The 26,064-nt window shown below is 71.8% G+C and carries 20 protein-coding genes; 15 read left to right on the top strand and 5 right to left on the bottom strand.

The genetic code is table 11. The annotated features are described in order from the left end of the window. Positions 1–246: 246 nt before the first annotated feature. Together prmA and ACJ8AN_RS05375 are read left to right on the top strand one after the other, a co-directional pair. The gene (gene prmA, locus ACJ8AN_RS05380; protein ID WP_407754146.1) at positions 247–1,119 is read left to right on the top strand and encodes a 50S ribosomal protein L11 methyltransferase; all 873 of its coding nucleotides are present in this window, start codon (positions 247–249) and stop codon (positions 1,117–1,119) included. A gap of 88 nt (positions 1,120–1,207) precedes the next feature. Next, positions 1,208–1,696 carry a DUF962 domain-containing protein gene (locus ACJ8AN_RS05375; protein ID WP_407754145.1) on the top strand — a complete coding sequence of 163 codons (489 nt, stop codon included), beginning with the start codon at positions 1,208–1,210 and terminating at the stop codon, positions 1,694–1,696. Positions 1,697–1,724: 28 nt separating this feature from the next. On the opposite strand, the gene ACJ8AN_RS05370 is transcribed toward ACJ8AN_RS05375, so the two are convergent. Next, positions 1,725–3,035, bottom strand: a complete 1,311-nt coding sequence (locus tag ACJ8AN_RS05370) for an adenylate/guanylate cyclase domain-containing protein (RefSeq protein ID WP_407754144.1) — start codon at positions 3,033–3,035, stop codon at positions 1,725–1,727. A gap of 17 nt (positions 3,036–3,052) precedes the next feature. Beyond that, positions 3,053–4,054, bottom strand: coding sequence for an asparaginase (locus tag ACJ8AN_RS05365; protein ID WP_407754143.1), 1,002 nt, complete (start codon positions 4,052–4,054; stop codon positions 3,053–3,055). A 171-nt stretch (positions 4,055–4,225) separates the two neighbouring features. Here ACJ8AN_RS05365 and ACJ8AN_RS05360 point away from each other — a divergent pair, with 171 nt between their 5' ends. From ACJ8AN_RS05360 to ACJ8AN_RS05310, 11 genes are all read left to right on the top strand, one after another. After that, on the top strand, positions 4,226–4,531 hold the full coding sequence (locus tag ACJ8AN_RS05360; protein WP_407754142.1) for a hypothetical protein: 306 nt from the start codon (positions 4,226–4,228) through the stop codon (positions 4,529–4,531). A gap of 21 nt (positions 4,532–4,552) precedes the next feature. Then, positions 4,553–5,794 carry an endonuclease/exonuclease/phosphatase family protein gene (locus ACJ8AN_RS05355; RefSeq protein WP_407754141.1) on the top strand — a complete coding sequence of 414 codons (1,242 nt, stop codon included), beginning with the start codon at positions 4,553–4,555 and terminating at the stop codon, positions 5,792–5,794. Positions 5,795–5,866: 72 nt separating this feature from the next. Beyond that, positions 5,867–6,601: a 16S rRNA (uracil(1498)-N(3))-methyltransferase gene (locus tag ACJ8AN_RS05350; RefSeq protein WP_407754140.1), complete on the top strand. Its 735-nt coding sequence runs from the start codon at positions 5,867–5,869 to the stop codon at positions 6,599–6,601. A gap of 145 nt (positions 6,602–6,746) precedes the next feature. Further along, a complete protein-coding gene (locus ACJ8AN_RS05345; protein ID WP_407754139.1) occupies positions 6,747–7,013 on the top strand; it encodes a hypothetical protein in 267 nt (88 codons plus the stop codon). Between the two features lie 104 nt (positions 7,014–7,117). Continuing rightward, positions 7,118–8,551 carry an RDD family protein gene (locus tag ACJ8AN_RS05340; RefSeq protein ID WP_407754138.1) on the top strand — a complete coding sequence of 478 codons (1,434 nt, stop codon included), beginning with the start codon at positions 7,118–7,120 and terminating at the stop codon, positions 8,549–8,551. Between the two features lie 282 nt (positions 8,552–8,833). After that, positions 8,834–10,204 (top strand): MFS transporter, encoded by a 1,371-nt coding sequence (locus ACJ8AN_RS05335; protein ID WP_407754153.1) that lies wholly within the window; start codon positions 8,834–8,836, stop codon positions 10,202–10,204. 174 nt (positions 10,205–10,378) lie between these two features. Continuing rightward, positions 10,379–13,135: a FrgA protein gene (locus ACJ8AN_RS05330; RefSeq protein WP_407754137.1), complete on the top strand. Its 2,757-nt coding sequence runs from the start codon at positions 10,379–10,381 to the stop codon at positions 13,133–13,135. 21 nt (positions 13,136–13,156) lie between these two features. Continuing rightward, positions 13,157–14,698 (top strand): two-component system sensor histidine kinase NtrB, encoded by a 1,542-nt coding sequence (locus tag ACJ8AN_RS05325; protein ID WP_407754136.1) that lies wholly within the window; start codon positions 13,157–13,159, stop codon positions 14,696–14,698. Positions 14,699–14,851: 153 nt separating this feature from the next. Further along, complete coding sequence (locus tag ACJ8AN_RS05320; protein WP_407754135.1) at positions 14,852–15,523, top strand: hypothetical protein; 672 nt, start codon at positions 14,852–14,854, stop codon at positions 15,521–15,523. Between the two features lie 15 nt (positions 15,524–15,538). Then, on the top strand, positions 15,539–16,843 hold the full coding sequence (locus tag ACJ8AN_RS05315; RefSeq protein ID WP_407754134.1) for a hypothetical protein: 1,305 nt from the start codon (positions 15,539–15,541) through the stop codon (positions 16,841–16,843). Positions 16,844–16,928: 85 nt separating this feature from the next. Further along, a complete protein-coding gene (locus tag ACJ8AN_RS05310) occupies positions 16,929–20,159 on the top strand; it encodes a protein kinase domain-containing protein (RefSeq protein WP_407754133.1) in 3,231 nt (1,076 codons plus the stop codon). On the opposite strand, the gene ACJ8AN_RS05305 is transcribed toward ACJ8AN_RS05310, so the two are convergent. Beyond that, positions 20,148–21,419 carry an ADYC domain-containing protein gene (locus ACJ8AN_RS05305; RefSeq protein ID WP_407754132.1) on the bottom strand — a complete coding sequence of 424 codons (1,272 nt, stop codon included), beginning with the start codon at positions 21,417–21,419 and terminating at the stop codon, positions 20,148–20,150. The genes ACJ8AN_RS05310 and ACJ8AN_RS05305 overlap by 12 nt on opposite strands. A gap of 232 nt (positions 21,420–21,651) precedes the next feature. On the opposite strand from ACJ8AN_RS05305, the gene ACJ8AN_RS05300 reads away from it, so the two are divergent. Next, positions 21,652–23,058 carry a sigma 54-interacting transcriptional regulator gene (locus ACJ8AN_RS05300; RefSeq protein ID WP_407754131.1) on the top strand — a complete coding sequence of 469 codons (1,407 nt, stop codon included), beginning with the start codon at positions 21,652–21,654 and terminating at the stop codon, positions 23,056–23,058. A gap of 21 nt (positions 23,059–23,079) precedes the next feature. Here ACJ8AN_RS05300 and msrA read toward each other — a convergent pair whose 3' ends face one another. Continuing rightward, complete coding sequence (gene msrA / locus ACJ8AN_RS05295; RefSeq protein ID WP_407754130.1) at positions 23,080–23,712, bottom strand: peptide-methionine (S)-S-oxide reductase MsrA; 633 nt, start codon at positions 23,710–23,712, stop codon at positions 23,080–23,082. A gap of 212 nt (positions 23,713–23,924) precedes the next feature. Here msrA and ACJ8AN_RS05290 point away from each other — a divergent pair, with 212 nt between their 5' ends. Then, positions 23,925–25,343, top strand: a complete 1,419-nt coding sequence (locus ACJ8AN_RS05290; RefSeq protein WP_407754129.1) for a sigma-54-dependent transcriptional regulator — start codon at positions 23,925–23,927, stop codon at positions 25,341–25,343. A 12-nt stretch (positions 25,344–25,355) separates the two neighbouring features. Here the strand turns inward: ACJ8AN_RS05290 and ACJ8AN_RS05285 are convergent. Next, positions 25,356–26,064: SDR family NAD(P)-dependent oxidoreductase (locus tag ACJ8AN_RS05285; protein ID WP_407754128.1), on the bottom strand; the 709-nt coding region annotated here is incomplete at its 5' end.

The raw sequence follows: 26,064 nt of genomic DNA, 5'->3' as shown, positions 1-26,064 counted from the left end.
TCGGCGCCCCCCGAGCAGAGCCACACACCAACCTGACACGGGCGCACACTGGAAAAGGGCTGACGTCGACGGCCTTTACTGTTCCTTTGAGAATCAGCTTACAGCAAATTCCGACGGACGATCATCGCATCCTCGGACAGCCGAGGAGCGGGCGGAAGAGCAGGCGCGCGGCCTCGAAAATTTCTTTCCCTGCTGCAGCCATCCCGGCATCTTCCGGAGAGCAACGCGAGACGCGGGAAGGGCGACATGACGGGGACGTATCAGACACTCACGGTGGACCTGCCGGAGGCGGAGGCGGAGGCCGCCCAGGACCTGCTGCACGAGGCGGGGGCGATGGGACTGGAAGTGAGGGACCGGGAGACGCCCACCATGCCGGGAGTGCGAGCCCCCGCGGCGGGCGAGGCCATCCTCGTGGCCTACTTCGAGGACGCACCGACGGCCGAGGAGGCCCGCGCGGCCCTCGCCGAGACCCACCCCGCCGCTCGCGTGCAGCTGGCCGAGGAGCAGCAGCAGGACTGGAGCAACGCCTGGAAGGCCCACATCAAGTCGGTGCAGGTGGGCCGGCTGTGGGTGGGGCCACCCTGGGAAGCGCAGAACGCCCCGGCGGACAAGGTGCGCCTCGTCATCGAGCCGAAGATGGCCTTCGGCACCGGCGACCACCCCACCACCTCGCTGTGTCTGGGTGCGGTGGATGACTACATGAGCACCCATCCGGGGGCGAGTGTGCTTGATGTGGGCACAGGTACGGGCGTGCTGGCCATCGCGGCGAAGAAGCTGGGAGCGGGGCGGGTGGTGGGCACGGACAACGACCCCGTGTCGGTGGAGCTGGCGCGGGAGAACGCCGTGGACAACGGCACGCCCGAGCTGGAGCTGTCCGGCAAGGAGCTGACGGCGGTGGAGGGCACCTTCGAGCTGGTGGTGGCCAACATCCTGGCCAATACGCTCATCGAGCTGGCGCCGCTCATCGTCCCCAAGGTGAAGGACAAGCTGCTGATGGCCGGGGTGCTCGCGCACCAGAAGGCGGAGGTGGAGGCGGCGTACGTGAACCTCGGCCTGGTGCCGGAGCCCGGCGCCCAGCAGGGCGAGTGGGTGCGGCTGGACTTCCACCGCGCGAAATAGCCCGCGCCCGTCACAGGATGCGTCCGCTACTCTCTCTTGTTGTACCCGGGTTGCCCGCCATCCGCTCCGCAGGGGGTAGAGTCACCACATGCTGAAGCCACAGACGCAGGCGCTGTTCGACGAGTACATCACCGCCCACCAGCACCCCACCAACCGCCTCACGCACAAGGTGGCCATCCCCCTCATCGTCCTGCACATCGTCGCCATGCTGGACTGGGTGAAGCTGGCGAGCGTGCCCGCGCTGCCCGGAGGCTCGCTCACCCTCGCCTTCGTGGCCTGGGCGCTCGCCACCCTCTGGTACCTGCGCGCCGACGCGAAGCTGGGCCTCATCGTCTCCGCCTTCGCCGCCCTCTGCATCCCGCTCGGCCGGCTGCTGCCCGTCTGGGCCGTCGTCGCCATCGCCGTCGTCGGCTGGCTCGTGCAGCTCGCCGGCCACGCCGTCTGGGAGAAGAAGTCCCCGTCCTTCCTCACCAACCTCGTCCACGCGCTCGTGGGGCCGCTGTTCTTCGTCGCCCTCCTCACCGGCGACTACAAGCTCGGCACCCCGGCCCAGGGCACTCCCCAGGCCGCACGGTAGGCACCGGAGGAGCGAGGGAGGGAGGCACTCAGGTGGACGTGGCGACCTTCGCGGGCTGGAAGACGGACGCCGCGCTCTCCGGCGGCGCCCGGCCCTTCAGCGAGTACACCACCACCGCCTCGCGCCGCCCCTTCACGTGCTCCTCGGAGACGCGCTCGCCCTGGAAGCGGCCCTCGCCGGCCCTCCAGGTGCTCTCGCTCACCAGCACGTCCACGCCCAGCGCCTTCGTCAGCCCCTCCACGCGCGAGGCCACGTTCACCGCGTCTCCGATGACCGTGTACTCGTGCTGCTCCGCCCCTCCCAGCATCCCCGCCGCCACCACCCCCGTGTGCAGCCCGATGCCGATGCGCAGCGGCGGCTCGCCCCGCTGCTCCCGCCACGCGTTGAGCTCCTCCAGCTTCCTGCGCATGTCGAGCGCCGCCTGCATCGCGTGCACCGCGTGATTCGCGTCCCCGTCCGGCACGCCCCAACACGCCAGCATCCCGTCCCCCAGGAACTTGTTCACGATGCCCCCGTGCTCCATGACGATGTGGCCCATGTGCCCGAAGTAGTCGTCCAGCAGCTCCAGCACCGCGCGCGGCGGCAGTGACTCGCTCAGCGAGGTGAAGTCCCGGATGTCGCTGAAGAGGATGGTCACCTCGCGCTGCACCGGCGCCAGCGCCCCCTCCCCACGCAGCACCCGCTCCACCACCTGCCGCGGCAGGAAACGCGAGAGGTTGTCGCGCCGCCGCAGCCCCACGAACATGCTGCTCACCGCCGTGTTCGCCCACCCGAGCAGCAGCCCGAGCGCGATGTAGCAGCCCAGGACGAAGCACACCTTGGGCCACTCGAGCTCGCCCGCCCACGCGCACACCAGCGTGTACGTCACCGAGGCCATCACCGTGGACATCACCACGTGCAGCCAGCTGTAGCGCGCCACCGAGAAGGCGAGCACCACCGCGCAGCTCGCCGCCAGCATCTGCGGGTTGAACTCCCCCTTCGTCAGGATGGCCCGGTACGCCATGAAGCCGAAGAAGCCACAGTCCATCAGCGTGCTGACCACCGGCCTCCACATCGCCCGGTGCCGGTTCGGCGTGCCGCGGTGCACGCCCACCGCGATGGCGACGGCACTCACCAGGTAGAACACCACGGCCGCTCTCCGCACCGGGTCGTCCGGCAGCTGCTCGCCCGACATCCGCGCGATGAGGCCCTGGCTCAGGCCCACCAGGACCAGCAGGGCGATGCGCACCAGCGACACCACGCGCTCGCCCCGCAGCGCACTCTCGGCCAGCACCTGCGCCTGGTTCGCCCGGGCCACCTCGAACCGGGCCACGGTGCTCTCACTTCCTCGGCGCGCCATGCGTCCTCCCCACCCGCTCATGTGAACCGCAGCCCCCCCACCGCGCGCAGACTCCCCGTCACCGCTCCCCGGGTGTTGCGCTGCAGCGGCTCCACGTGGTGACCCAGCCCCTCCATCGGCACCGACACCCGCCCCTCGTACCGCGCCAGCACCTGCCGCAACACTTCCAGCAGCGCCGGCGGCGAGCACCGCGCGTCCCCGTCCTCCACCTTCAGCGACAGCCCCAGCCCCAACGCCGGCACCGCCGCGCTGTAGATGCCCTCGGCCCCCACCTTCGCCAGCACCCCCCCGCGCCCCACCGCCATCAACTCCGTGCACAACCGGCCCGTGCCCGCCACCAGCTCCGGGTGCGCCCACATGGCCTCGCGCAGCCGCCTCGCCGCGTCCAGCTCCGACACGCCGAAGCGCGCGTACGCCAGCGCCATCGCCCGCAGCGGCAACCCGAAACACACCGCCGTGCACCCATCCACCGCCTGCACCAGCGCGCCCCGCTCCACCCCCGTCCAGTGCGCCACCTCGTCGAGGATGCGCTCCTGCACCGGATGCCCCGCGCGCTCGTAGCCCTCCGTGTGCCAGCCGTGGTGCTTCGCCAACGCGAGCATCCCCGCGTGCTTGCCCGAGCAGTTGCTCCACCTCGGCGTGAGGGGGGTTCCCTGCCGCAGCGCCTCGTCCGCCACCGCCTGCGACAACGGCGGGTGCGGGCCGCACGCCAACCGCGACTCCTCGCACCCCGTGGCCTTCAACATGCCCGCGCACACCTCGCGGTGCACCGGCTCGCTCGAGTGCGAGGCACAGGAGAGCGCCAGCTCCCGCGTGCCGAAGCCGTAGCGGTCCGCCGCTCCGTCCCGCACCAGCGGCAACGACTGGAAGGGCTTCGCCGCCGAGCGCCACATGGACTGCCGCTCGGGGTCTCCCGCCGAGGCCACCAGCGCGCCACTCGCGTCCACCACCGCCACCGACACGTGGTGCACGGACTCGACGTGGCCGGAGCGGGTCGATTCGATGAGAAGAGAGGACATGTGGCGCTGCGCATAGCAGGAGTGCCGCCGCTTTGCCTCGCTCCCGATGGCTCGCCCGCCTGCCTCCCCTGCCCGCCTCCCCTTCCCCAACGGAGGCTGGACGGGTTGGCGGAGGACTCCGGCCACCCGAGATTCTCAAGAGGCAACCCCCACACCTCAGGAGCCCACACCATGGCAGGCAAGTTCAGCGGCACCACGACACCCGGGCGGGGCTATACCGACGCCGTCACCCAATCCACCGGCTTCAAGGACTCCTCCGGACGCGCCGTCCCCGACGAGCGCAGCACCTTCGCGGAAGAGCGCGAGAAGCACTTCGCCGGCAACGCGGATGACGACACCCTCACCGGCCGCAAGGCGGGCTACGGGGCGGACCCCACGAACCCGCCCGCTGGCCTGGCGGCCGGGGCGGCAAGCGGCTCCGAGGACGCCGGCACGGAGAGCGACGAAGCACCCAGTGGTCGCGTACAGGGCGGGTGATGCGCAAACAGTAGAGGACTCATGCCAGGACAGGCCCTCTCACGATTGCTGGACCGCCTCCCCTTCGGGAGGAGTGTCATCGATGGAGTCCCCGCCGCACCGCCCCAGCACGTGCCGCACCCGGAGCCCACCCTCGTCTTCCAGGGCTTCGAGTCGCTGCCGGAAGCCACCGGGCCGCGACGGCTCGGGACGGGCGACACGCTGCTGGTGCACCACCCGCGGCCCCGCCCGACCCGCGACCACGTGCTCCGGGTGATGACGTTCAACATCCTCCTGGGCGGCGAGCGCCGGGAGCAGCTCGAGCAATACTTCGCCCACCTGGAGGAGACCGGCCGCATGCCGGACGTCATCGCCCTCCAGGAGGCGAGCCAGCCCACCGCCTTGGAGCTCGCGCGCGACTACGGCTTCCACCTCGCCTACCAGGGCCGCGACACCGTGGGCCCCGTCATCAACGGCAAGGCCACCCTCAGCCGCCACCCCATCCTCGAGGCCACCCACTTCACCTACGCCTTCCCCGACGAGGCTCGCGCGGCCGCCATCTCCCGCCAGGGCTACGTGGGCGAGCTGGACGAGGACCGCGGCGCGCTCTTCACCCTCCTCGACGTGGGCGGCCACACCGTCGCCCTCTACAACGTGCACCACACCCTGGGCGACAGCGGCATCAACGCCGGCCAACTCTGGCAGCTCCAGGCGCTCGTGCACGCGCGCGACGGCGTGCCCTCCATCGCCCTGGGCGACTTCAACGCCAACATCAACGTCAAACACCACTACTCGCTGCTGCCCAACCCCATCCGCAAGCACGAGCCCACCGAGACCGTGAAGGACTACGAGTCGCGCTACGGCGACGTGCACCCCAGCGTGGGCGACTGGGGCGTGGGCAACATCGGCGACGTGCGCGTGCGCCGCGCCCTCCACGCCCTCGAGCACGAGCTGCACGACCCGTTGCGCCGCGCCCGCGAGCTGCGCGTGCGCATGCCGGATGGCTCCCCGCTCAAGCCGGACGAGGCCCGCGAGCTGCTCGTCGCCGGCAAGGCCACGAAGCACTCGGAGCAGTGGCTGCGCCTCCAGGACGTGGCGGACATGTCCACCCTCAACTCGCTGCCCGATGGCACCGGCGTCGTGCCCGCCACCGGCAAGCGCTTCGATACCTTCTTCGCCTCGCGCCAGCTCGAGCCCCTGCTCCTGGAGGTGGACCACTCCACCGACGCGTCCGACCACCTGCCCTCCTTCGCCGACTTCCAGCTGCACGTCCCGAAGCACTGAGTCGGCCCTGGTGGGGACGGCGGCTTCCTGCTGAAGTCGCCCCTCCCCACCCCGCTGGAGGACTCCCCACCCGTGGTCCGACTCTTCGTCCCCCTCCCCGAGCCCGCTCCCCCCGAGGTGACGCTCTCGGGTGACCGGCGCCACTACCTCCTCCACGTCCTGCGGCTCGCCGAGGGCTCCTCGCTCGAGGTGTTCGACGGCTCCGGCCGCGCCTTCGACGCGCGCGTGGCCTCGGTGGACGCGGACGCGGTGCGCCTGGTGCTCGGCGAGGCCCGGCACGCGCCTCCGGCCCGCGAGGTCCACATCCTCCAGGGCCTCCCCAAGGGCGACAAGCTGGAGTGGGTGCTGCAGAAGGGCACCGAGCTGGGCGCCACCGCCTTCCACCCCGTCGCCACCGCGCGCAGCGTGGTGAAGCTCGAGCCCAGGCGCGCCGAGGAGCGCACCGCCCGGTGGAGCAAGATCGTCGAGGAGGCCGCCCGCCAGTGCCGGCGCAATGACGTGCCCACCGTCCACGTTCCCCGGCCCCTCGTGGAGGCGGCGCGCTCGCTCGCCCAGGGCACCACGCTCCTGGTGCTCGACGAGGAGGAGTCCGCCGTTCCCCTCGGCGAGGCCTTCCGCTCCTGCGCGCCCGGCGCCCCCGTGGCCCTCGTCGTCGGCCCCGAGGGCGGCCTGGACCGCGACGAGGTCTCCGCGCTCCGGGCCCTCGGCGCACGGCCCGTCACCCTCGGCCGCCGGATCCTGCGTACCGAGACCGCCGCGCTCGCCGCGCTCGCCGTCCTGGCCCACCTCGACGGAGAGCTCGGCTAGAGGCCCTCCCGCGGGGAGTGCTCGGCCAGGCGCCGGGAGGACGAGCCCCCGCCACCCGGCGGCTGCTCACCCCGTGACGCCATCCCTATGTTTCCTCGGCACCGGCACTTCCATCCCGTGGTGCCAGAGAGAGGGAGCGGCACTCATGACCATCTACGCCTACGCGCTCATCGGGCTCATCGTGGGCATCCTCGCGCGGCTCGCCCTGCCAGCGACGCGACTGGTGGGATTCTGGGGCAGCGTCCTGCTCGGCGCGCTGGGAGGCATCATCGGCGCCCTCATCGCCTCCGTCTTCATCCCCGGCGGAGTGACCACCCGCCTCCATCCCCTGGCCATCGTGCTGGCCATCGCCGTCTCGGCCCTGGTGTCCGTCGGGATGACCGTCTTCACCCGCAACAAACGCTTCGCCTGAGCAGGCCACCAGGCGGGTAACCCCGGCCTTCCGGTGGTTTTCTTGCTCCCGGCACGGAGAGGGCGTTTCATGGTGCTACAGCCTTCTCCATCCCGGAGGAACCGTTGTCCAAGTGCCTGAAGTGCGGAGCTCCGCTGCCGCCTGTAGGGGATTGCCCCACCTGCGCCGCCGCGTCCCAGCTCGCGGCCCGGGCCGTCCCGAGTCTGCTGGACAAGGAGATTCTCATCGACCGCCGCCGTCCGGATCGCGACGCGCAGGCGCCGGCTCCCGTCCCGCCCTCCATGACTCCGGCGGCGCCGCCCGGAATGACCGCTCGCGCTCCGGTGCCTCCCGGCATGACTCCGGCCGGCGCCCAGACGCCCCGTCCGCCAGCTCCCGCGCCGGCTTCGGCCGTGCCTCGCGTTCAGGGTCTGCCCGTCATGCCGCCGCGCCCGCCGGCCCCCGCCGCTCCGATGGCCGCGGGCCTCCAGACGGCTCCAGCTCCGAGGCCTCCCGCCGCGCCGATGGCGCCGCCCCCCCAGGCCCAGATGGCTCCGCGCCCGTCGGCTCCCGCCATGGCCGCGGCGCCCGCGCCCCGGCCTCCGCCCACCGCCGCTCCGAGCGCGCAGGTGGCCCCGGCTCCCGTCCAGGCCGCCGCGCCCCGTCCTCCGGCCCCGCCCCCGCAGGCACCTGCCTTCAACCTGCCCGGCGTCGCGGCCCCGCCGCCCGCTCGCTCCCAGACGCAGGTCTTCGGCGCCGCGAACACCCCCGCGCCCGTCGCGGCTCCGGCTCCCGTCGCGGCTCCGGCTCCCGTCGCGCGGCAGGCGTCCGCTCCGGGTCTGCCCGTGATGCCTCCGCGCCCGCACGCCGCCTCGGGTCTCCCCCAGGTCCCGCCAGCGGCGCCCGCCGCTCCCGCGCCGCTGAACATCGCCCTCGAGGAGGATGAGTCCTTCTCCGTCGACGTCGAGGAGTCCGAGCCCCCGCCGCCCGTGGCCGCCGCGCCCGCCCGGCGCCCGGTCGTCCCCGCTCCCGTTGCCGCTCCCGCCGTCGCGAAGGCCGCCCCGGCGGAGACCACGTCGGGAGTCGCGGAAGTGCACGCGCGCCCGGCCTCCCTCTGGCGCCGGCTGCTGGCCTTCACCATCGACACCGGCGCCATCGGCGGCATCGCCGCGCTCTACCTCATGCTCGCCTCGTCCGTGGCCGGCGTGAGCACGCCCGAGACGGGCCTGTCCGGGCTCGATGCCCTCGTCAGCCAGGTGCGCGCCCTCCAGTCCGTGCTCGTCCCCGGCGCCGTCCTCCTGCTGGTGCTCTCGCTCGTCTACTGCGCCATCTTCGCCTTCCTCTGGAATGGCCGCACCCTGGGCCGCCGGCTGCTCGGCCTGAGGCTCGTGGACACCCACGGCCTGGCCCCCGCTCCCGGCCGCGCCATCGTCCGCGCCATGCTCGCCAGCCTGTCCTTCGGGCTCTTCCTCGCCGGCTTCTGGATGGCCCTCTTCGACCGGCGCGGCCAGACGCTCCACGACAAGCTCACCTCCACGTACGTCGTCCAGCCGAGCTAGGGGCTCCTTCCGGTTACCCCCTCGGGGACCCCAGGGCGTCGGGCTCCGGCCCGGCGCCCTTCGCTTTCGGGGCGAGCGCGTCGAACGCAACTTCAGGCGGCCATCACGGCAGGTACAGCGCCGGCCCTGGCTCCGTGGCCGCCGTCCTGCTTTGGGGACATAACAACAGACGTGTCCGTGACCGCCCCTTCTTCGCCCCGCACCGCGCCCCGCACCGCGGAACCCCGCCCCGCCGAGGTCCCCGCACCGTCGGCACGCGGCACCCGGTTGGCGTCTCTCGCCGTGGCCAGCGCGCTCGTCATGGAGTTCATCGACTCCACGGCGCTGTCCACCGCCCTGCCCGCCCTGTCCACGGCGTTCGACACCGACCCGGTCCACCTGAAGCTGGCGTTGACCTCCTACATCCTCGCGCTCGCGGTGGCCGCTCCCGCGAGCGGGTGGATCGCCGACAAGTACGGCCCCCGGCGCGTGTTCATGGCCGCCATGAGCGTCTTCCTCGCCGGCTCGGTCCTGTGCGGCTTCTCTCAGTCGCTCGGGCAGATGGTCCTCTTCCGCACCCTCCAGGGACTGGGCGGCGCGTTGATGACTCCGGTGGGCCGCCTCATCGTGGTGAGCTCGGCACCGCGCGAGCGGTTCGTGTCCGCGATGAGCTGGTTCACCATGCCCGCGCTCGTCGGACCCCTCATCGGACCGCCGCTCGCCGGACTCATCCTCGGCGTGGCGAGCTGGCCGTGGATCTTCTTCATCAACGTGCCGGTGGGACTGCTCGGCATGCTCGCGGTGCTGCGCTTCGTGCCCCCGCTGCGCCCGCCGGACCCGGGCCCGTTCGACACGAAGGGCTTCCTCCTCTCGGCCCTCGGCATCACCGGGCTCATGGTGGCGGCCGAGACCGTGGGCATCAGCCTCGTGCCCCTCTGCGTGCAACTGGTGGCCGCGGGCCTCGCCCTGGTGGGAATCACCGCCTACGTCCTCTACGCGCGGAGGAAGGAGCGGCCCGTGCTCGACCTGCGGCTGGCGCGCTACGACACCTTCCGGGCGAGCCTCATCGGCGGCACCCTCGTCCGTGCCGGGCTGGGCGCGACGCCGTTCCTCCTGCCACTCATGTTCCAGCTCGGCCTGGGCTGGAGCCCCTTCGAGACCGGACTGGTGACCATCGGCACCGGGCTCGGGGCCATGGCCTTCAAGCCCGTGGCGCCCGCGTTCCTCAAGCGCTTCGGCTTCCGCTCCCTGCTCATCTTCTCCAACGTCGCCACCGCGGTGCTGACCGCGCTGCCAGCCTTCTTCCGCGCCTCGACGCCCATCCCCTTCATCGTCGTGGCGCTCGTGGTGGGCGGCTTCGTGCGCTCGATGCAGTTCACCGCCCTCAACACCGTGGCCTTCGCGGACCTCCCCCCGCCGGCCATCAGCAACGCCACCACCCTCACCACGGTGATGCAGCAGATGGGCATGAGCCTGGGCATCAGCTTCGGCGGGTTGATGCTCCACCTGGCTCGCGGGAGTGACGGCGCCCCCCTGACGCCCGAGCGCTTCGTCCTGCCCTTCATCGCCGTGGGCGTGGTGTCGATGCTGGCCGGCCCGCTCTACCGGCGGCTGTCACCCGACGCGGGCGCCACCCTCGGAGGCCGCGCCACGGCCCGTTGCAGCTCTAAGTAGGAGGGCAGGCAGGCGTCGCCCTTCGCCCTACACACCCCACTTCCAGTCGGCTAGAAGTGTCAGGACACCAGGAACCGACCCCTTCTCCAGAGAAGAACCGGCAGGCCTCCCCCCCTCGGTGTTCGAACGTTTCATTGTGCCTGCTGGCCGCGGCCTTAAGATGCCGCGTCCCCCATGCCTTCCCATCTCGCCAACACCCTGATCTCGCAAGGCCTCCTCTCCCAGGACAAGGCCGAGGAAGCCTTGCGTCATCAGACGGCGGAGGGAGGGGCCATCGACACCGCGCTGCTCGAGCGCCGGCTGCTGGCCGAGCCCCAGGTGCTGCACGCGCTCGGAGAGGCGTCGGCGGTGCGTCCGGTCAACCTCGCCGACTTCGAGCCCAACGCGGACGTCGCCTCCTTCATCCCCCCGAAGATCGCCGACCGCCTGTGCGTGGTGCCGCTGTCGCTCGACGGCAACACCCTGCACGTGGCCTGCGGCTACCCGGTGCCGAAGAAGGAGCTGGAAGAGGTGGGCTTCCTGCTCGGCAAGCCGCTCGAGCTGTGGGTGGCCACCGAGGTCCGCGTCCGCGAGTGGATCTCCGTCATCTACCGGCAGCCGCTCTCGCCGCGCTACAGCTCGCTCCTGGCCTCGCTGGATCCCGAGCGCCCGGGCAACGCGGCGCCTCCCGTGGCGGCCCAGCCCGCGCCCGCCCCCGTGGCTCCGGCCCCGAAGCCCGCAGCGGCCGCCGCACCCGCTCCGGCTCCGAAGCCCGCCGCCGCGCCCGCTCCAGCGCCCCCGCCGAAGCCCGCCGTCGACGAAGCGGCCGCCCTCACCCTGGACATGGTGGAGCGGCTGGCCCGCTCCGTGGCCGCCGAGCCCGTCGCCCTCGAGAGAACGCCCGCCGCGCCTCCCGCGCAACCGCAACCTCAGCCTCAGGCCCAGCAGCCGCAGCGCGCCAACACCGCGCCTCCCGCTCCCGCCGCCACCGCCGCGCCCGCGCGCCCGGCCAACCCCGCCGCGCCCCCGGCTCCCGCCACGACGCCTCCGGCCGCCATCCGTGAGCCCCTGCGGTTGAACATGCCCGCGGCCGCGCCGCAGTCCGCTCCGGCCCAGCCCGCGCGTCCCGCCGCTCCGCCCCAGGCGCAAGCCCAGGCCCCGCAGCCCGCGCCCGCCCCGCGTCCCGCCGCTCCGCCCCAGGCCCAGGCTCAGCAGTCCGCTCCGGCGCAGCCCGCCGCTCCGGCCATCACGCGGCCTCCCGTTCCCCAGGCGCAGCCCGCTCCGGCCCCCGTGCCACAGCCCGTCGCCGCCGCCGGAGGCCCGCAGCCCCGCCCGCAGCTCGAGCCCCGCGCTCCCGAGCCCGCCGCGCCCCAGTCTCCTCGCGACGACGTGCCCGAGTGGACGCTCGCGCAGGCGCGCGCCGCCCTCAAGGAGTCCACGCGCGATCGCGAGCGGCTCATCGACACCGCGCTGCGCTTCGGGCGCCGCACCTTCGACTACGTGGCCGCCTTCGCCGTGCTGCGCGGCGCCGCCGTGGGCTGGGACGCGCGCGGTGACGGCCTGGCGAGCGACAAGCTGTCGCTGGTGTCCGTGCCGCTCGATGCCTCCAGCGTCTTCCGCACCGTGGCCGTCACCCGCGGCAGCTACGCGGGCCCCATGCCTCCGGACAGCCTGACGAAGCACTACCTGGAGCTGTTCGGCCGGCAGCCGCCTCGCACCCTCTTCCTCTACCCGGTGGAGGTGCGCGGCCGGCTCGTGGCGGTGCTCTACGGCGACTGCGGCCAGAAGCCCATCAGCCAGCGCCGCCTCTCCGACTTCATCCTGTTCTGCCAGGACCTCCCCAGCGCCTTCCAGGAGCTCATCCTCTTCCGCAAGCAGCGCCTGGGCGAGCTGCGCAGCGGGCTCGAGTTCGACGTCGACGTGGACGAGCAGCCCGCCGCCAGCACCAGCCCGGCCCCGAGCGCTCCGCCCGCCCCCAACAACATGGCCGCGGGCCTGGGGTGGAGCCCCTTCGTCACGCGCTCGGCCAACGCGCTGGGCCGCGCCGCCGCCATGGCGCCGCTCGTCATGTCGCAGGAGGAGCGCCCGCCCCCGGACTTCGGCCCGCTCCTCAAGCGCCTCACCGGCCCGGACGCCAACCAGCGCTCGAGCGCCATGGCCGAGCTGGCGCGCTCGCCCGAGGCCAGTGCCAAGGTGCTCGCCACGCACTTCCCCGGCCCCACCGCGTGGAGCCGCCTGCCCGTGGTGGAGCTGCCCGAGGCCGATGAACTGGGCCCCATCCCCGGAGCCCTCTCGCGGCTCGGCCGGCCCGCGGCCCAGGCCCTGGCGCCCCTCCTGGACTCGAGCGACGCGGACACGCGCTACTTCGCGCTCCTCACCGCCGGCAGCCTCCCGTACGTGGAGCTGGTGGACGGCGTGCTGCGTGGCCTCTTCGACTACGAGCCGGACATCTCCAGCGCCGCGCGCGTGGCCGCCGCCGCCCTCAAGCACCTGCCCCGCCTGGACGCGGCCAAGAAGGAGCTGCGCCAGGAGCTCACCAGCCGCGACGCGCTGCGCCGCTCGCTGGCCGCGCGCGCCCTGGGCACGCTGCACGACCGCGAGGCGATTGAAGGCCTCATCAACCTCACGGGCAGCGACGACGAGATGTGCGCCCAGGCGGCCGCCGAGGCCCTGCGCGAGGTGACGCGCGCCACGCTCGGCCTGGACAAGCGCGCGTGGACGGCGTGGTGGGCGGACAACCGGCAGCGCCTCCGGGCGAACTGGCTCGTGGCCGCGCTGCGCCACCCGGAGCTGGACCTGCGCCTGGCCGCCATCGAGGAGCTCAGCCGTGGCCTCAACGACACGCTGGGCTACTACGCCGACGCGCCCGAGCCCGAGCGCGAGGCCGCCGTGCGCCGGTGGGAGGCCGTGGTGGCGGATCCCGTCCGGTCCCGCCGGCTGGCGCTGCTGTAAGGCGCGCGTGACGGAGGAGACATGACGACCCAGGCGTGGATCAGCCTCGGGGCCTGCGTGGGCCTGCTGGCGCTGGCGGGGCTGGCGCTGGTGCGAGTGGGGCGCAGTCCCATGGCGCTGCCGCTGTCGGTGCTGTGCATCTCGCTGTCCACGTGGAACTTCTCCGACTTCGCCCTGGCGCACTCGGGCGGGCCGGGCTGGCGCCTCATGGCCACGAGCGCGGCGCTGATGAGCGCGCCCTCGGCGATGCACTTCATCCTCTCCTTCGTGGGCGAGCGGCGCCGGCTGTCGGCGGTGATGTTCACCGCGTACGGCGTCTTCGGCGCGCTGGCGGCCACGGCGCTGGTGGGACTGGGCTCGACGCGCGTGGCCACGGCGGTGGTTTCGCGGGGCTTCGCCGTGGCGGTGCTGGCGCTCAGCGCGCCGTTGCTGCTCGGGGGCTTCGGCCTGCTCGCCTGGCACCTGCGCCGCGAGGTCCGCTCCATCGAGCGCACCCGGGCGGGGCTGCTGCTCACGGGCCTGGCGCTGCTGGTGTCGCTGCTGGGCACGGACCTAGTGGCGGTGCTGGGCCAGGACGTGCCGCGCCTGGGCAACCTGGGCACGCTGCTCGGCCTGCCCGCCATCGCCGTGGTGGCCCTGCGCCTGCGCCTCTTCGGCAAGGATCTGTCCACCGTCCACGCGATGTACGCGCTGCTGCTGGCGCTGGTGGGCGTGCTCTCGTACCTGGCCGTCTTCCAGGTGTTCGCCGCGCAGTATGGCGCGCTGGTGGTGTTGACGGCGGCCATCACCCTGACGCTGCTGGCCATCACCCGCCGGGGCGTCACCGCCTTCGTCGCCCAGCGCGAGCGGTTGGAACAGATGGCCACATTGGGCCGCTTCTCCGCGCAGATGGCGCATGACCTGAAGAACCCCATCGCCGCGCTCAAGGGGGCCGCGCAGTACCTCAAGGTGGAGCACGCGCAGGGCCGCCCCTGGGACGACAAGGGCGAGTTCCTCGACCTGCTGCTGGAGCAGGTGGAGCGGTTGGATCGGGTGGTGAGCACCTATCAGCGCCTGGGCCGGGTGGAGCCGCTGATGCAGCCCGTGGATCTCAACCAACTGGCGGCGAGCGTGCTCTCGCTGCAGACCTTCACCGGACGCCCCGAGGTGGAGCTGCGGCGCGAGCTGGCGGCGGAGCTGCCGCGCTGCTCGGGGGATTGGGACCTGCTGGCCAACGCGGTGGAGAACCTGGTGCGCAACGCCTTCGAGGCAATGCCGCGCGGGGGCACGCTCACGCTGCGCACGAAGCTCGAGGGAACGGGCGTGGCGCTCAGCGTGGAGGACAGCGGCGAGGGCATGAACGCACGCACGCGCGAGCGGGCCTTCGACGACTTCTACACCACGAAGGCCACGGGGAGCGGGCTGGGGCTCGCCTTCGTGCGGCGGGTGGTGGAGGCGCACGGAGGACAGGTGTCGCTCACGAGCCACGAGGGACGCGGCACCACCGTGACGCTGCGCCTGCCTGCCGCTGACGCGCCCACGGGCGTCACCGTGCGGAGGGAAGCGGAACCCTGGCCGGGTTGACGAAGCACGGGCCCCATCGGTCGTGCCCCCGACACATTGCCCTCGCGTGCATGTCCCCGAGGCGCACCCGGGCCCTACATTCCGCATCCAGCGGGTGAGTGCCTTCAGGTTTCACGGGGGAGCCGGTCCGTTCCGCTCGGGGCCGGGTGACGCATGCTCTTCTTCCTCATCGTGATGTGCGTGGGGCTCGTGGGCCTGGGCACCATGGCGATCCCCGGGCTCTTCCATCACGGGCACCTGGGACACCACGGTGGTGGACACGTGCACGTGGGCCACCCTACCGGCACGCACGTGACACATGCGCCCGCCCCAGGACCTCACGCGCCGCACCCGGGCCATGCGGTGACGCCCCATGCCCATGCCACCCACGCCCACGCGCACGCCACGGGCAAGAGCGACACGGGCCACGACCTGCTGCACTTGATTCCCTCGCCCCGGCTCGTCTTCAGCCTGCTCGCGCTCTATGGCGCCTTCGGCAACGTGCTGGCGCTCACCTTCGGCTCCCCCTGGCTCGCGGCCCTGCTGGCGCTCCTCCCCGCGCTCCTCGTCGAGCGCTTCCTCCTCGCTCCTCTCTGGAAGCTCGCGTTCCGCTTTCAGGGGCAGCCCAGCTCACCGTTCCCGGCGCTCCTCATGGAGGAGGCGCGCGCGGTCACTCCGTTCCGCAATGGCAAGGGGCTGGTGCAGGTCATCCGGGATGGCCGCAGCGTCCAGCTCAGCGCCCGGCTCGTCGAGGCCCAGTCGATGCTGCCCGTCCGTGTCGGGGACAAGCTGCGCATCGAGGACGTGGACCCCGAGAACGAGCGCGTCACCGTTTCGCTGTCGTGAGTCAAGGAGACTCCCGTGAATGCATTGATCATCGCGGCCGTGGTCACGTTGAGCGTCGTCATCCTTACCCCCATGATCGTCAGCGCATTCCTGCGCGACGTGGAGGCCGGAGAGATCCGCCTGGTGAGCTGGCTCAACGGCAAGCTCCGCATCTACCGGGGACCCTGCAAGGCGACGGTGATTCCCATCTTCACCGTGAGCCGCGTCATTCCAGCCTCCGCCATCAACGTGGACATCGAGATCACCGACCAGACCGCGGACATGGACTCGACCGGAGTGCCCGCGCCGGTGAAGGTCACCGTCAAGGCGTCCGCCATCGTGAGCGTCGGCGAGGAGGACTCGATGGTGAACACCGCCGCCAACAAGTTCTTCTCCAAGAGCGACGACGAGCAGCTCTCCACGCTCACCGACGTGCTCTCCTCGGCGGGACGGCGCGCCATCAACCTGCTCAAGCACGACCAGCTCTTCAACTCGCGCACCGCCGCGCCGGCCGCGCTCGCTCCGCTCAAGGAGAAGGAGGCCCTGGTGGCGCACGGCGAGGACGACGAGCTGGCGGTCATCATCAAGGAGGCCTGCTCGCGCGAGCTGCTGGACCTGGGGTTGTCCTTCAACAGCCTCAACATCAAGGCCGTGCTGAGCGAGGTGGCCGATGCCCGGCGGCGTGAATCCGCGGCGCGCGCGAAGGCCAGCGCGGACGTGGTGCAGGCGCGCGAGGAGCAGCGCTCGAAGATCGCCCAGCTCGAGGCCGCGCAGAAGGTGAACGACCAGGAGCGCGCCCTGAAGATGCAGATCGCCTCCAACGGAGCGGCCATCGCCCGCGCCGAGGCCGAGCGCCAGGCCGTCATCCGCGACCTGCGGCAGGCCGAGCTCGGCGCCACGCAAATCACCCAGGCCCAGGCGGACGCGGACCAGAACGTCATCGCCATGGAGGCCGAGGGCCGTGCCCAGGCCTCTCGCATCCGGCTGGTGGCCGAGGCCGAGGCGGACGCCATCCGCAAGAAGGCGCAGGCGCTGCTGGAGGCCGGGCAGGTGTACCTCGACCTGCGCCGCCTGGAGCTCGCCCCCGAGCTGACCCGGGCGGTGGCCGGGGCGCTCACCAACAGCCAGTTCGTCAACTTCGGCGGAGCCACGGGCTCCAACGGGAGCCAGAGCGCCCTGGCCACGGGCTCGGACGACGTGCTCCGGGTGGTGCAGACGCTGATGGCCGCCCAGGTCATCACCCAGGCACCGCCCTCGGGAGATGGGACCTCGCGCTCGCGGAGCAATGGTGGCGGGAGCGCGGACGGTCAGCCGGCGTGGAGCGCCTCCAGCAAGCAATGACGCGAGCCAGGGGGCCGAGCAGGCTCACTTGAGACACGGGGGAGCTCGTGCCACTGTGCCGGGAGCCCCCCGAGCACCTCCGCCCATGTCGACCCCCGGTAAGGAAGAGCGGACCCTCGAGCCGACGCTCGAGCCCGAGCCCACCGCCGCTCCACCGTTGGACCGCACCCTCCCGGGCGAGCCCTTCCCCGTTCCACACTGGGACCGCTACGAGTTCCTCGAGCTGCTGGGCCGCGGCGGCATGGGCGAGGTCTACAAGGCGAGGGACAAGCGCCTGGGCCGCGTGGTCGCGCTCAAGTTCATCCGGGGGGCGGACCCCGACCGGGTGATGCGCTTCCTCCAGGAGGCGCGCGCGCAGGCCCGCATCGACCATCCGAACGTGTGCCAGGTGCACGAGGTCGGCGACGTCGGCGGCAAGGCCTATATCGCCATGCAGCTCATCGGGGGCCAGAGCCTCGACAAGGCCGCCCCCACCCTGTCCCTGCACGAGAAGGTGCAGGTGATGAAGGATGTCTCCGAGGCCATCCACGAGGCGCACCGGCTCGGCGTCATCCACCGCGACCTCAAACCCTCCAACATCATGGTCCAGCGCGGCGAGGACGGCCGCTGCTTCCCCGTGGTGATGGACTTCGGCCTCGCGTACGACATCGGCCAGGGGCACGGCCTCACCCAGACGGGCGCGCTGATGGGCACGCCCTCGTACATGGCTCCCGAGCAGGCCCGGGGTGACGTGCGCGGCATCGACCGGCGCTCGGACGTCTACAGCCTGGGCGCGACGCTCTACGAGCTGCTCACCGGCATGGTGCCCTTCAGCGACTCGTCGCTCGCCGGCACGCTACAGAAGGTGCTCCACGAGGAGCCGCTCTCCCCTCGCGCGCACACGCCCCACCTGCCGGGCGACCGGGAGATCATCGCCCTCAAGTGCCTGAGCAAGGAGCAGGACCAGCGCTACCCATCCGCGCGGGCATTCGCCGAGGACCTCGGGCGCTACATCGACGGCGAGCCCATCCTCGGACAGCGCCCGAGCCTGCTGTACCGGCTGCGGCGGCGCGCGCGGAAGCACCGCACGCTGGTGGCCGTCTCGGCGCTGTCGCTGGCGAGCCTCGGAGTCGTCTCGGCCTTCGGCGTGCGCTCCTGGCTGGAGGCGCGGCACACCCGGCAGCAGTCCGGGGAGCGCGCGCAACTGGCCGGGCAGCTCGGGCAGCAGGTGAAGGAGATGGAGTGGTTCCTCCGCTCGGCGTACATGCTGCCGCTGCATGACACGAGCCCCGAGCAGGAGCTCGTCCGCGGACGCATGACGCGCATCGCCTCGCAGCGGCACGAGCTCGGGGAGCACGGCGAGGGGCTCGTGCACTACGCGCTGGGGCGCGGCTACCTGGCGATGAACGAGCTCGAGCGCGCCCACGGGGAGCTGATGCGCGCGAGGGAGCGGGGCATCGACTCGCCCGAGCTCCACTACGCCCTGGGCCGGGTGCTCGGCGAGCTGTACCACCGGGCCATGGAGGAGGCGCGGCGCGGCGGTGACAAGGCCTGGGTCGCCGAGCGCCAACGGGTGTTGGAGAAGCAGTACCTCGAGCCGGCGCTCCAGTCGCTCGAGCGCAGCGCGGGGCTGGAGCTGGAGTCCCCCCGCTACCTCGAGGGGCTCATCGCCTTCTACCGCCGGGACTACGGCCAGGCGGCACGGCTCGCCGCGCAAGCGGTGAAGGAGACGCCGTGGATGTACGAGGCCCGCAAGCTCTCGGGTGACGTGGCCTACGCGCGGGCGATGGAGCAACTGGAGCGGGGCGAATACGAGCCGGCGCGCGCGGGGCTCGAGGCGGCGACGGCCCTGTACGAGCAGGCGGCCGAATCCGGACGGAGCGATGCGCGCAATCACGAGGCGCTCGCGGAGACGTGGTTGCAGCAGGCGGAGCTCGACAAGCGGCAGGGCAGGCCGCGCAAGGCCTCGCTGGAGCACGCGCTGGCGGCCGGTGACCGGGGCATCCAGGCCGCACCGCTGCGCGCCTCGGGCTACACCCAGAAGGCCCTCGTCCTGATGAACTGGTACCGGCTGATGAAGTTCCAGGACGGCGGGTTGGCTCCCCAGCCCATCCTCACCGAATGGATGGACACCGCCGCTCGCGCCGTGAAGCTGGACCCGCGGGACGTGTATGCCTACGACTCGCTGGGCAGCAGCTACTTCCTGCGCGGCCTCCAGGAGGCGAGCGAGCACGCGGATCCCGGCCCCTCCTGGGACCAGGCCATCACCTGGCTGGGCAAGGCCTTGGAGCTTCAACCCGACTACCCGTGGGCCCACAACGACCTGGCGCTCGTCCAGCGCTGGAAGGGCAACCATCAGCGCGAGCACGGTGGAGACCCACGCGCGGCCTACGCGGAGGCGGAGCGCCACTTCACCCAGGCGGTGCGCACCGACCCGAAATACCTCTTCGCGTATGCGAACCTGGTCGACCTGTACAACGTGATGGCGGCGTACGAGCTCGCCCAGGGGAGGAATCCACACGAGCGGGTCGCTCAGGCGCTCCAGGCGGGCCAGCGGGCCCTCTCCCTGGATGACCACTTCTTCGGGACGCTGAACCAGATGGCCGTGGCGCAGCTGACGTCCGCGCGCTACCTGCTCGACAGCGGCGAGGATCCCCGCCCGGCGGTGGAACAGGCGCTCCACCACCTCGAGCGATCCCTGGCCCTCAACGCGGCCTCCGCACAGACCCACCTCGTGCGCGCCACGGCCCACCTGCTCACGGTGGAACACGCCACACGTGAGGGCCTGGAGCCCGGTGCGGGGCTCGAAGCGGGGCGAGAGGCGCTGGCGGAGGCGTTGCGTCTGGGCCCGGGGCTGGTCGAGTGCCGGCTCGTGGGCTCGAGGCTGGAGCGGGCGGAGGCGGCGTGGGCACGGCGGCGAGGACGGCCGGTGTTGCCCCTGTTGCGGCGGGCCCTCGCCGAGGCCCAGCGCGCCGTGGAGATGTATCCCTACTTCGAGACCCACCTGGAGCTGGCGCGGGTCCATTGGCGGCTGGCGGAAGCCTCGCCACCGGCAGAGGCCTCCACCTCCGTCACCGCGGGCCTGGCGCAGGTGGCGAAGGCACTCCAGCTCGACCCGGACCTGGCGCCCGCCCATGCCCTGCGCGGGGGCCTGCTGCTGATTCAGGCGCGGACGATGCGCGAGGCGGAACGGCGCCTCGACACCCTCCGTCAGGCCCGGACCGCGCTCGCGCGGGCACTCGCGCTCAACCCCCTGCTGCGGCGCGAGTACGAAGAAGCGGTGCGCGAGGCGGAGTCCCTGCTCCCTCCGCCCGGGCACGACAGCTCAGGGCGCTAGCACCTTCGGGCCGGTGGCGAGCTTGCCCTGGTCGTTCCACGCGGGCGGCCTCGTGCACGTGGGGATGCCGAACTTCCCGGCCTGCTGGGTGACAGTGGGCTGGTTCTTCAGATGGCGGAGGCTGTCCGGGTTGACGCACACCGCGCCCGTGGGGCTCCAGAGGGCCTCGAGGTGGGGAACGACGTCCCCCTGGTTGAGGCCCACGCCGTACTGGTCGCGCAGGTAGATCTCCGTGCCCGTCTTCGTGTAGCTCGTGAGGTCGCCCCTGCCGACGAAGTAGGCGGCCCGCTTGGCCTGGAGGCAGGAGCGGAAGACATGGTTGCGGTCGTTGTCGAGCTCGCCCTTGTCATTCCACGGCGTGTAGCCCCAGGACATGCAGGTGACGATGGCGCCCGTCTGGCAGGCCATGGTGAGCACGTTGGTCTCCGGTTGAGCCAGGCCGCTCACGCCGCTGACGCGCTCCTGGGGGAGGAAGGTGACGAGCGAGTCCGCCTTGCGCACCATCCCGTCACCCTGGCAGTGCCACCGCTGCTCGTTCGTGGAGAGATCCAGGTACTGGATGGCGTACTGGGTGAGCCCCTTGAACAGCCCCACTGGGGTGATGGTGAACTCGTAGCCGGCGAGGGGAGAGGCATCCCCGTGCGCGGTCTCCAGCCCGTGGACACTGAACGTGAATTTCGTCAGGTCGTTCCCCGTCGCGGTGGCTTCATTGCCCGCCACGCTGTAGCGGAGGCTGAACTGGCTCTTGTCACCGCGGATGCTGAGCAGGGTCGCGTCCTGGGCCGCGCTGTTGGGGGTGGCCTTGTATCTGGCCTTGATCGTCCTGCGCTGGAAGCTCAGGGGTGAATTGCGGTCGCGCACCTCGAGCACGACTCCGTCCGTCTTGTCATTGACGAGGGATTCCGGGCAGAAGCGCCCGTCGCCGAAGTTGAAGAAGCAGTAGTTGCCCCCCTCGACGGTGTAGATGCCCTTGCCGTTGAGATTGCCCGGGTCGCAGTTGCCCGTGGGGCAATCGAGCTCGGTGATGCTCGCGATCACGGCCTTCGGCGCGGTACAGCCGCCGCTGGAGCAGGCGTTGGTGGGCAGGGGCTCGCTCGTACTGGGGCTGGTGGTGGTGCCCGGCTGGGTGGGGTCGCGAAGCTCGCCGAAGCACCCGGCGCATCCGCTGGAGGCCACCACCATCGCCACGCACAGGATTCCCATGAACATCCGCGGCGTGCCGTGGCTCTGGACCGCGTCGTGATTGCTGCTCGTCTCCACTGTGGGTTCCCCCTCGCTGGTTGTGCCGACGGGCTTAGCCAAAGCCGTGCCAGCGGGTCAAAGCACGAATGGCACCGCAGCGGAGGCGCTCGGAGCGTGGGAGCCCCAGGAATCCCGGGCACATGCCTCGCGCCGGGCCACGAGGCGGAGCGCCCCGGCTGGCACACTGGCACGGGCACTGGCACACGTGCTGACACAGGGAGCCGTGCCATCCCGCCTATAATGCGCGCGCATGGAACAGGACGCGTCGACCCTGAAACCGAGTGGTATCCGCGGCAAGGACGCCGCGGGCGTGGAGCGCATCCCGGGCCTGATGCGCCTGTTCGCTCCGGGCAAGGCGATGGCGGTGGCCCTGCCGCTCAACGGGGGCGAGCTGGAGCTGGGACGGGGCTCGCCCGCGCTGGGTGAAGCGCAGGACCCCCGCATGTCGCGCCGGCATGCCCGCATCCGCTTCGACGGGCGGCGCTTCTGGGTCACCGACCTGGGCAGCCAGAATGGCACCTTCGTGGATGGCGAGCCCGTTCCCCCCGAGACGCCTCGCGAGGTGCAGCGGGTCATCCGCATGGGGGACTCGCTCTTCGTGCCGAACGCGGATGTGAACCCGCTCGAGCAGCTCGGGGTGGTGACGCGCGATGGCTTCGTGCGCGGCCCGGCCGTCCAGGCGCTGCTCGAGGAGGTCGCGCGCGCGGCGCGGCTCGGCTTCCCGCTGCACATCCACGGCGAGAGCGGCACGGGCAAGGAAGGCATGGCGCGCGCGTTCCACGAGAACGGTCCGCACAGCGCGGGGCCCTTCGTGGCGGTCAACTGCGCGGCCATTCCACAGACGATCGCCGAGCGCCTGCTGTTCGGCGCGAAGCGCGGGGCCTACTCGGGCGCCGATGCCGATGCCCAGGGCTACCTCCAGTCCGCCGACGGCGGCACGCTGTTCCTCGACGAGGTGGTGGAGCTGGACCTGGCGGTGCAGGCCAAGCTGCTGCGGGCGCTCGAGACCAAGGAGATCCTCTCCCTGGGCGCCGCGAAGCCGAAGACGGTGGACATCCTCATCTGCTCGGCGAGCAACAAGGATCTGCGCGGGCTGGTGGCGGCTGGGAAGCTGCGCGAGGACCTGTACTTCCGCATCGGCCGGCCCGAGGTGTCGCTGCCTCCACTGCGCCAGCGCCCCGAGGAGCTCGCCCTGCTGGTGCAGCGCGAGGTGCAGCAGGTGGCACCCGAGCTGGGGTTGCACATCTCGCTGGTGGAGACGTGTCTCTTGCGGCCCTGGCCGGGCAACGTCCGCGAGCTCCTGGTCGAAACGCGCAGCGCCATCCAGGCCGCGCTCATGCACGGAGCCCAGCGCGTGGAGGCCCGCCACCTGAGCACGAATGCGGGGACGGCGTTCGGCTCCGGCCCGGCGCCCGCTCCCATGTCCGTGCCCACGTCCGCGCCGCCGCCGGAAGACCGGGAGGCGGCGGCGAGAGAAGCGGCGTCGCGAGCCAGGCCGCTCGAGGCCGATGAGCGGACCCGCATCGAGGAGGCACTGCGGCAGCAGGGAGGCAACGTGGCCGCCACGGCGCGAGCGCTTGGCATGCACCGCACGCAGCTGCGGCGGTTGCTCGAGCGCCACGCGATCGCCATCCCCGCGGGCAACGAGCCCGATTGAAACCCGGGGGCGCCGGACGCCCTACTTCCCCGCGTCCTCGCCCCAGAGCTCCTTCAGGCGCGCATCCCGGCCGCAGGCGGAGCGGTAGAGCCGGTACTGGAGCGGGTTCTTCCGGGCATAGTCCTGGTGGTACCCCTCGGCCGGGTAGAACGATTGGGCGGGGAGGATCCGGGTGGCGAGGGGCTGCTTGAATCGCCCCGAGGCTTCCAGTTGCCGCTTCGACTCCTCCGCGAGCCGCCGCTGCTCCTCGTCGCGCACGAAGATGGCCGAATGGTACTGGTCTCCGTGGTCGCAGAATTGTCCGCTCGCGTCGAGCGGGTCCACGTTGTGCCAGAAGACCTCCAGCAGCCGCGCGTAGGTGACCTTCGTTGGATCGTACGCCACCTCGACCGATTCGACGTGGCCCGTACCACCGGAGGAGACCTGCTCGTAGGTGGGGTTCTCCTGCTGGCCACCCGCGTAGCCCGACGTGGTGGACACCACGCCCTCCACCTTGTCGAAGGCGGACTCCTCGGACCAGAAGCAGCCTCCGGCGAAGGTCGCCTTCGCCAGCGGAGGTCCCGCGTCCTTGGGAGCCGCCTGGCCCGTCAGCGCCAGCCCTCCGAGCGCACCACTGGCCACGAGCACCGTGAGGAATCGAAACTGCCTGTTCATGACGCACACTCCTGTGGGGAGAACCCGCGAGCCCTCCCCTTCCCCGCGTGCACGCTCCACCCGGCTCGCCCCCCGAGCAGCCAGGAGCCAGAGGAGGAGAACGGGATGATCTCACGCAGGGTGCGTCTTGGGTACCTCCAGGTCGCACTGGCGCTGACGCGCCAACGAGGGCGCGGTAGCATCGGCTTCCCCGTATCAGGAGACGAGGCACCGTGGCCGAGCTGCTCAAGGGAAGCGTGTTGCTGGTGGATGATGACCCGGCCGTGGCCAAGGTACTCGGCGCGCTGCTGGGTCAGGCGGGGCTCACGGTGCATACGGCGCCCAATGGCCAGGATGCACTCGGGCAGCTGGGCCGCAAGCCCATCGACGTGGTGGTGAGCGACGTGCGCATGCCCGGCATGGACGGCATGGAGCTGCTCGCCGAGGTGTGCCGCACCTGGCCGGACGTGCCCGTCATCCTCCTCACCGCGCACGGCACCGTGCCGCTGGCGGTGGAGGCCATGAAGGCCGGCGCCGCGGACTTCGCCCTCAAGCCCTTCGACCGGGAGGAAATCCTCTTCAGCATCCGCAAGGCGCTCCTGCGCGCGCAGCAGCAGCAGGAGGTGGTGCGTCCGCTGGCGAAGGAGGCCAACGGCTTCGTGGGCCACAGCAACGCCATGTCCGAGGTGCAGGCGCTGTTGGCGCGAGCGGCCTCGGGCACGGCCACGGTGCTGCTGCGCGGCGAGTCCGGCACGGGCAAGGAGCTGGCGGCCAAGGCGGTGCACGACGAGAGCCCCCGGCGCAGCGGCCCCTTCGTGAAGCTGCACTGCGCGGCGCTGCCGGACACCCTGCTGGAGAGCGAGCTGTTCGGCTACGAGAAGGGCGCCTTCACCGGAGCGGCCACCCGCAAGCCCGGCCGCGTGGAGCTGGCCCACGGCGGCACGCTCTTCCTGGACGAGATTGGCGACATCACCCCGCAGGTGCAGGTGAAGCTGCTGCGGCTGCTGCAGGAGCGCGAGTTCGAGCGGCTCGGCGGCACGCAGACGCTGAAGGTGGACGTGCGCTTCGTGGCGGCCACGCACCGCAACCTCGAGGAGATGGTGCGCAAGGGCGAGTTCCGCGAGGACCTCTTCTACCGGCTCAACGTGGTGCCGGTGTGGCTGCCCCCGCTGCGCGCCAGGCCCGAGGATATTGAACCGCTCGTGCGCCACTTCCTCGAGGTGCACGCGAAGGCCAACGGCAAGCCGCCCTTCACCCTCACGCCGGACGGGCTCGAGGCCCTGCGCGCCCAGCCGTGGCCCGGCAACGTGCGCCAGTTGCAGAACTTCATCGAGCGCCTGGTGGTGCTCTCCGACGGGCCCGTCCTCACCGGAGACGAGGTGAGGCGCGAGGTGGCCCGGCAGCCGGGCATCGTCCCCATGGCCCCGGCTCCCGCGCCCATGAGCCCCACCCCGAGCTCCACGTCCCTGCCCGCGGTGGGGGCGGCCAATGGCGAGGGGCGCACCCTGGAGTCGCAGCGCAAGGGCATGGAGCGGCAGGCCCTGGTGGATGCGCTCGAGCGCGCCGGGGACAACCGCACCCTCGCCGCGCGCCTGCTCGGCATCAGCCGGCGCACCCTCTACAACAAGCTCGAGGAGCACGGGCTGGTGTAGCCGGCACGGCCTTTACTCCTTCGCCGATAGGGTCTGCTGGCTCGCGAGCAGGGACGAGAAGTCCGCCACCGTGGGCCCGTGCTGGGTGAAGCCTCCATCCACGCGCAGCGTCTCCCCGGTGATGAAGGCCGCTCCATCGGAGAGGAGGAAGACGACGGCCCGGGCGACGTGCTCGGGCTCGCCCAGGTAGGGCGTGAGGTGGTGGCGCAGAAACAACTCCTGCATCGCCGGCGGCATGACGGCGCGCCCGGTGGCCGTCAGCACCAGGCCCGGCGCCACGGCGTTGCAGCGGATGCCCCGCTTCCCGTACATGGTCGCCACGTACCGGGTGAGCGAGTTGAGCCCTCCCTTCGAGGAGCCGTAGGAGGCCCGCACCACGTCGCCCTGGAGGCTCGCGGCCGAGGACGTGTTCACGATGGCCCCGCGCCCGCGCTCGAGCATGTGCGGAATGGCGTGCTTGCAGCCGAGCATCGCCCCCGTGAGGTTCACCTGGAGCGTGCGCTCGAAGGTGGCGACGTCCAGCGACAGCAGGTCTCCATCCTTCCCCAGCACGTCCGGGCCCAGCGCGGCCGCGTTGTTGTGGAGGAGGTCCAGCCCGCCGAACTTCTCCACGGCGGCGGCCACCAGGGCGGCGACCTCGCTCTCGCGTGAGACGTCGGTCTGCACACCCAGGGCCTGTCCCCCGCTCGCGAGGATGGAGCCGGCCAGACGCTTCGCCGCG

The sequence above is a fragment of the Archangium sp. genome (assembly GCF_045802675.1).
Taxonomy (GTDB): Bacteria; Myxococcota; Myxococcia; order Myxococcales; family Myxococcaceae; genus Archangium.
This window is presented reverse-complemented; position numbering and strand designations above follow the sequence as displayed.

What these genes read in the sequence shown, in the direction of transcription:
- prmA (WP_407754146.1), top strand. Translation starts at nt 247, where the DNA reads ATGACGGGGACGTATCAGACACTCACGGTGGACCTGCCGGAGGCGGAG.
- ACJ8AN_RS05330 (WP_407754137.1), top strand. Translation starts at nt 10,379, where the DNA reads ATGCCTTCCCATCTCGCCAACACCCTGATCTCGCAAGGCCTCCTCTCC.
- ACJ8AN_RS05370 (WP_407754144.1), bottom strand. Translation starts at nt 3,035, where the DNA reads ATGGCGCGCCGAGGAAGTGAGAGCACCGTGGCCCGGTTCGAGGTGGCC.
- ACJ8AN_RS05365 (WP_407754143.1), bottom strand. Translation starts at nt 4,054, where the DNA reads ATGTCCTCTCTTCTCATCGAATCGACCCGCTCCGGCCACGTCGAGTCC.
- ACJ8AN_RS05355 (WP_407754141.1), top strand. Translation starts at nt 4,553, where the DNA reads ATGCCAGGACAGGCCCTCTCACGATTGCTGGACCGCCTCCCCTTCGGG.
- ACJ8AN_RS05325 (WP_407754136.1), top strand. Translation starts at nt 13,157, where the DNA reads ATGACGACCCAGGCGTGGATCAGCCTCGGGGCCTGCGTGGGCCTGCTG.
- ACJ8AN_RS05300 (WP_407754131.1), top strand. Translation starts at nt 21,652, where the DNA reads ATGGAACAGGACGCGTCGACCCTGAAACCGAGTGGTATCCGCGGCAAG.
- ACJ8AN_RS05345 (WP_407754139.1), top strand. Translation starts at nt 6,747, where the DNA reads ATGACCATCTACGCCTACGCGCTCATCGGGCTCATCGTGGGCATCCTC.
- ACJ8AN_RS05310 (WP_407754133.1), top strand. Translation starts at nt 16,929, where the DNA reads ATGTCGACCCCCGGTAAGGAAGAGCGGACCCTCGAGCCGACGCTCGAG.
- ACJ8AN_RS05320 (WP_407754135.1), top strand. Translation starts at nt 14,852, where the DNA reads ATGCTCTTCTTCCTCATCGTGATGTGCGTGGGGCTCGTGGGCCTGGGC.
- ACJ8AN_RS05375 (WP_407754145.1), top strand. Translation starts at nt 1,208, where the DNA reads ATGCTGAAGCCACAGACGCAGGCGCTGTTCGACGAGTACATCACCGCC.
- msrA (WP_407754130.1), bottom strand. Translation starts at nt 23,712, where the DNA reads ATGAACAGGCAGTTTCGATTCCTCACGGTGCTCGTGGCCAGTGGTGCG.
- ACJ8AN_RS05360 (WP_407754142.1), top strand. Translation starts at nt 4,226, where the DNA reads ATGGCAGGCAAGTTCAGCGGCACCACGACACCCGGGCGGGGCTATACC.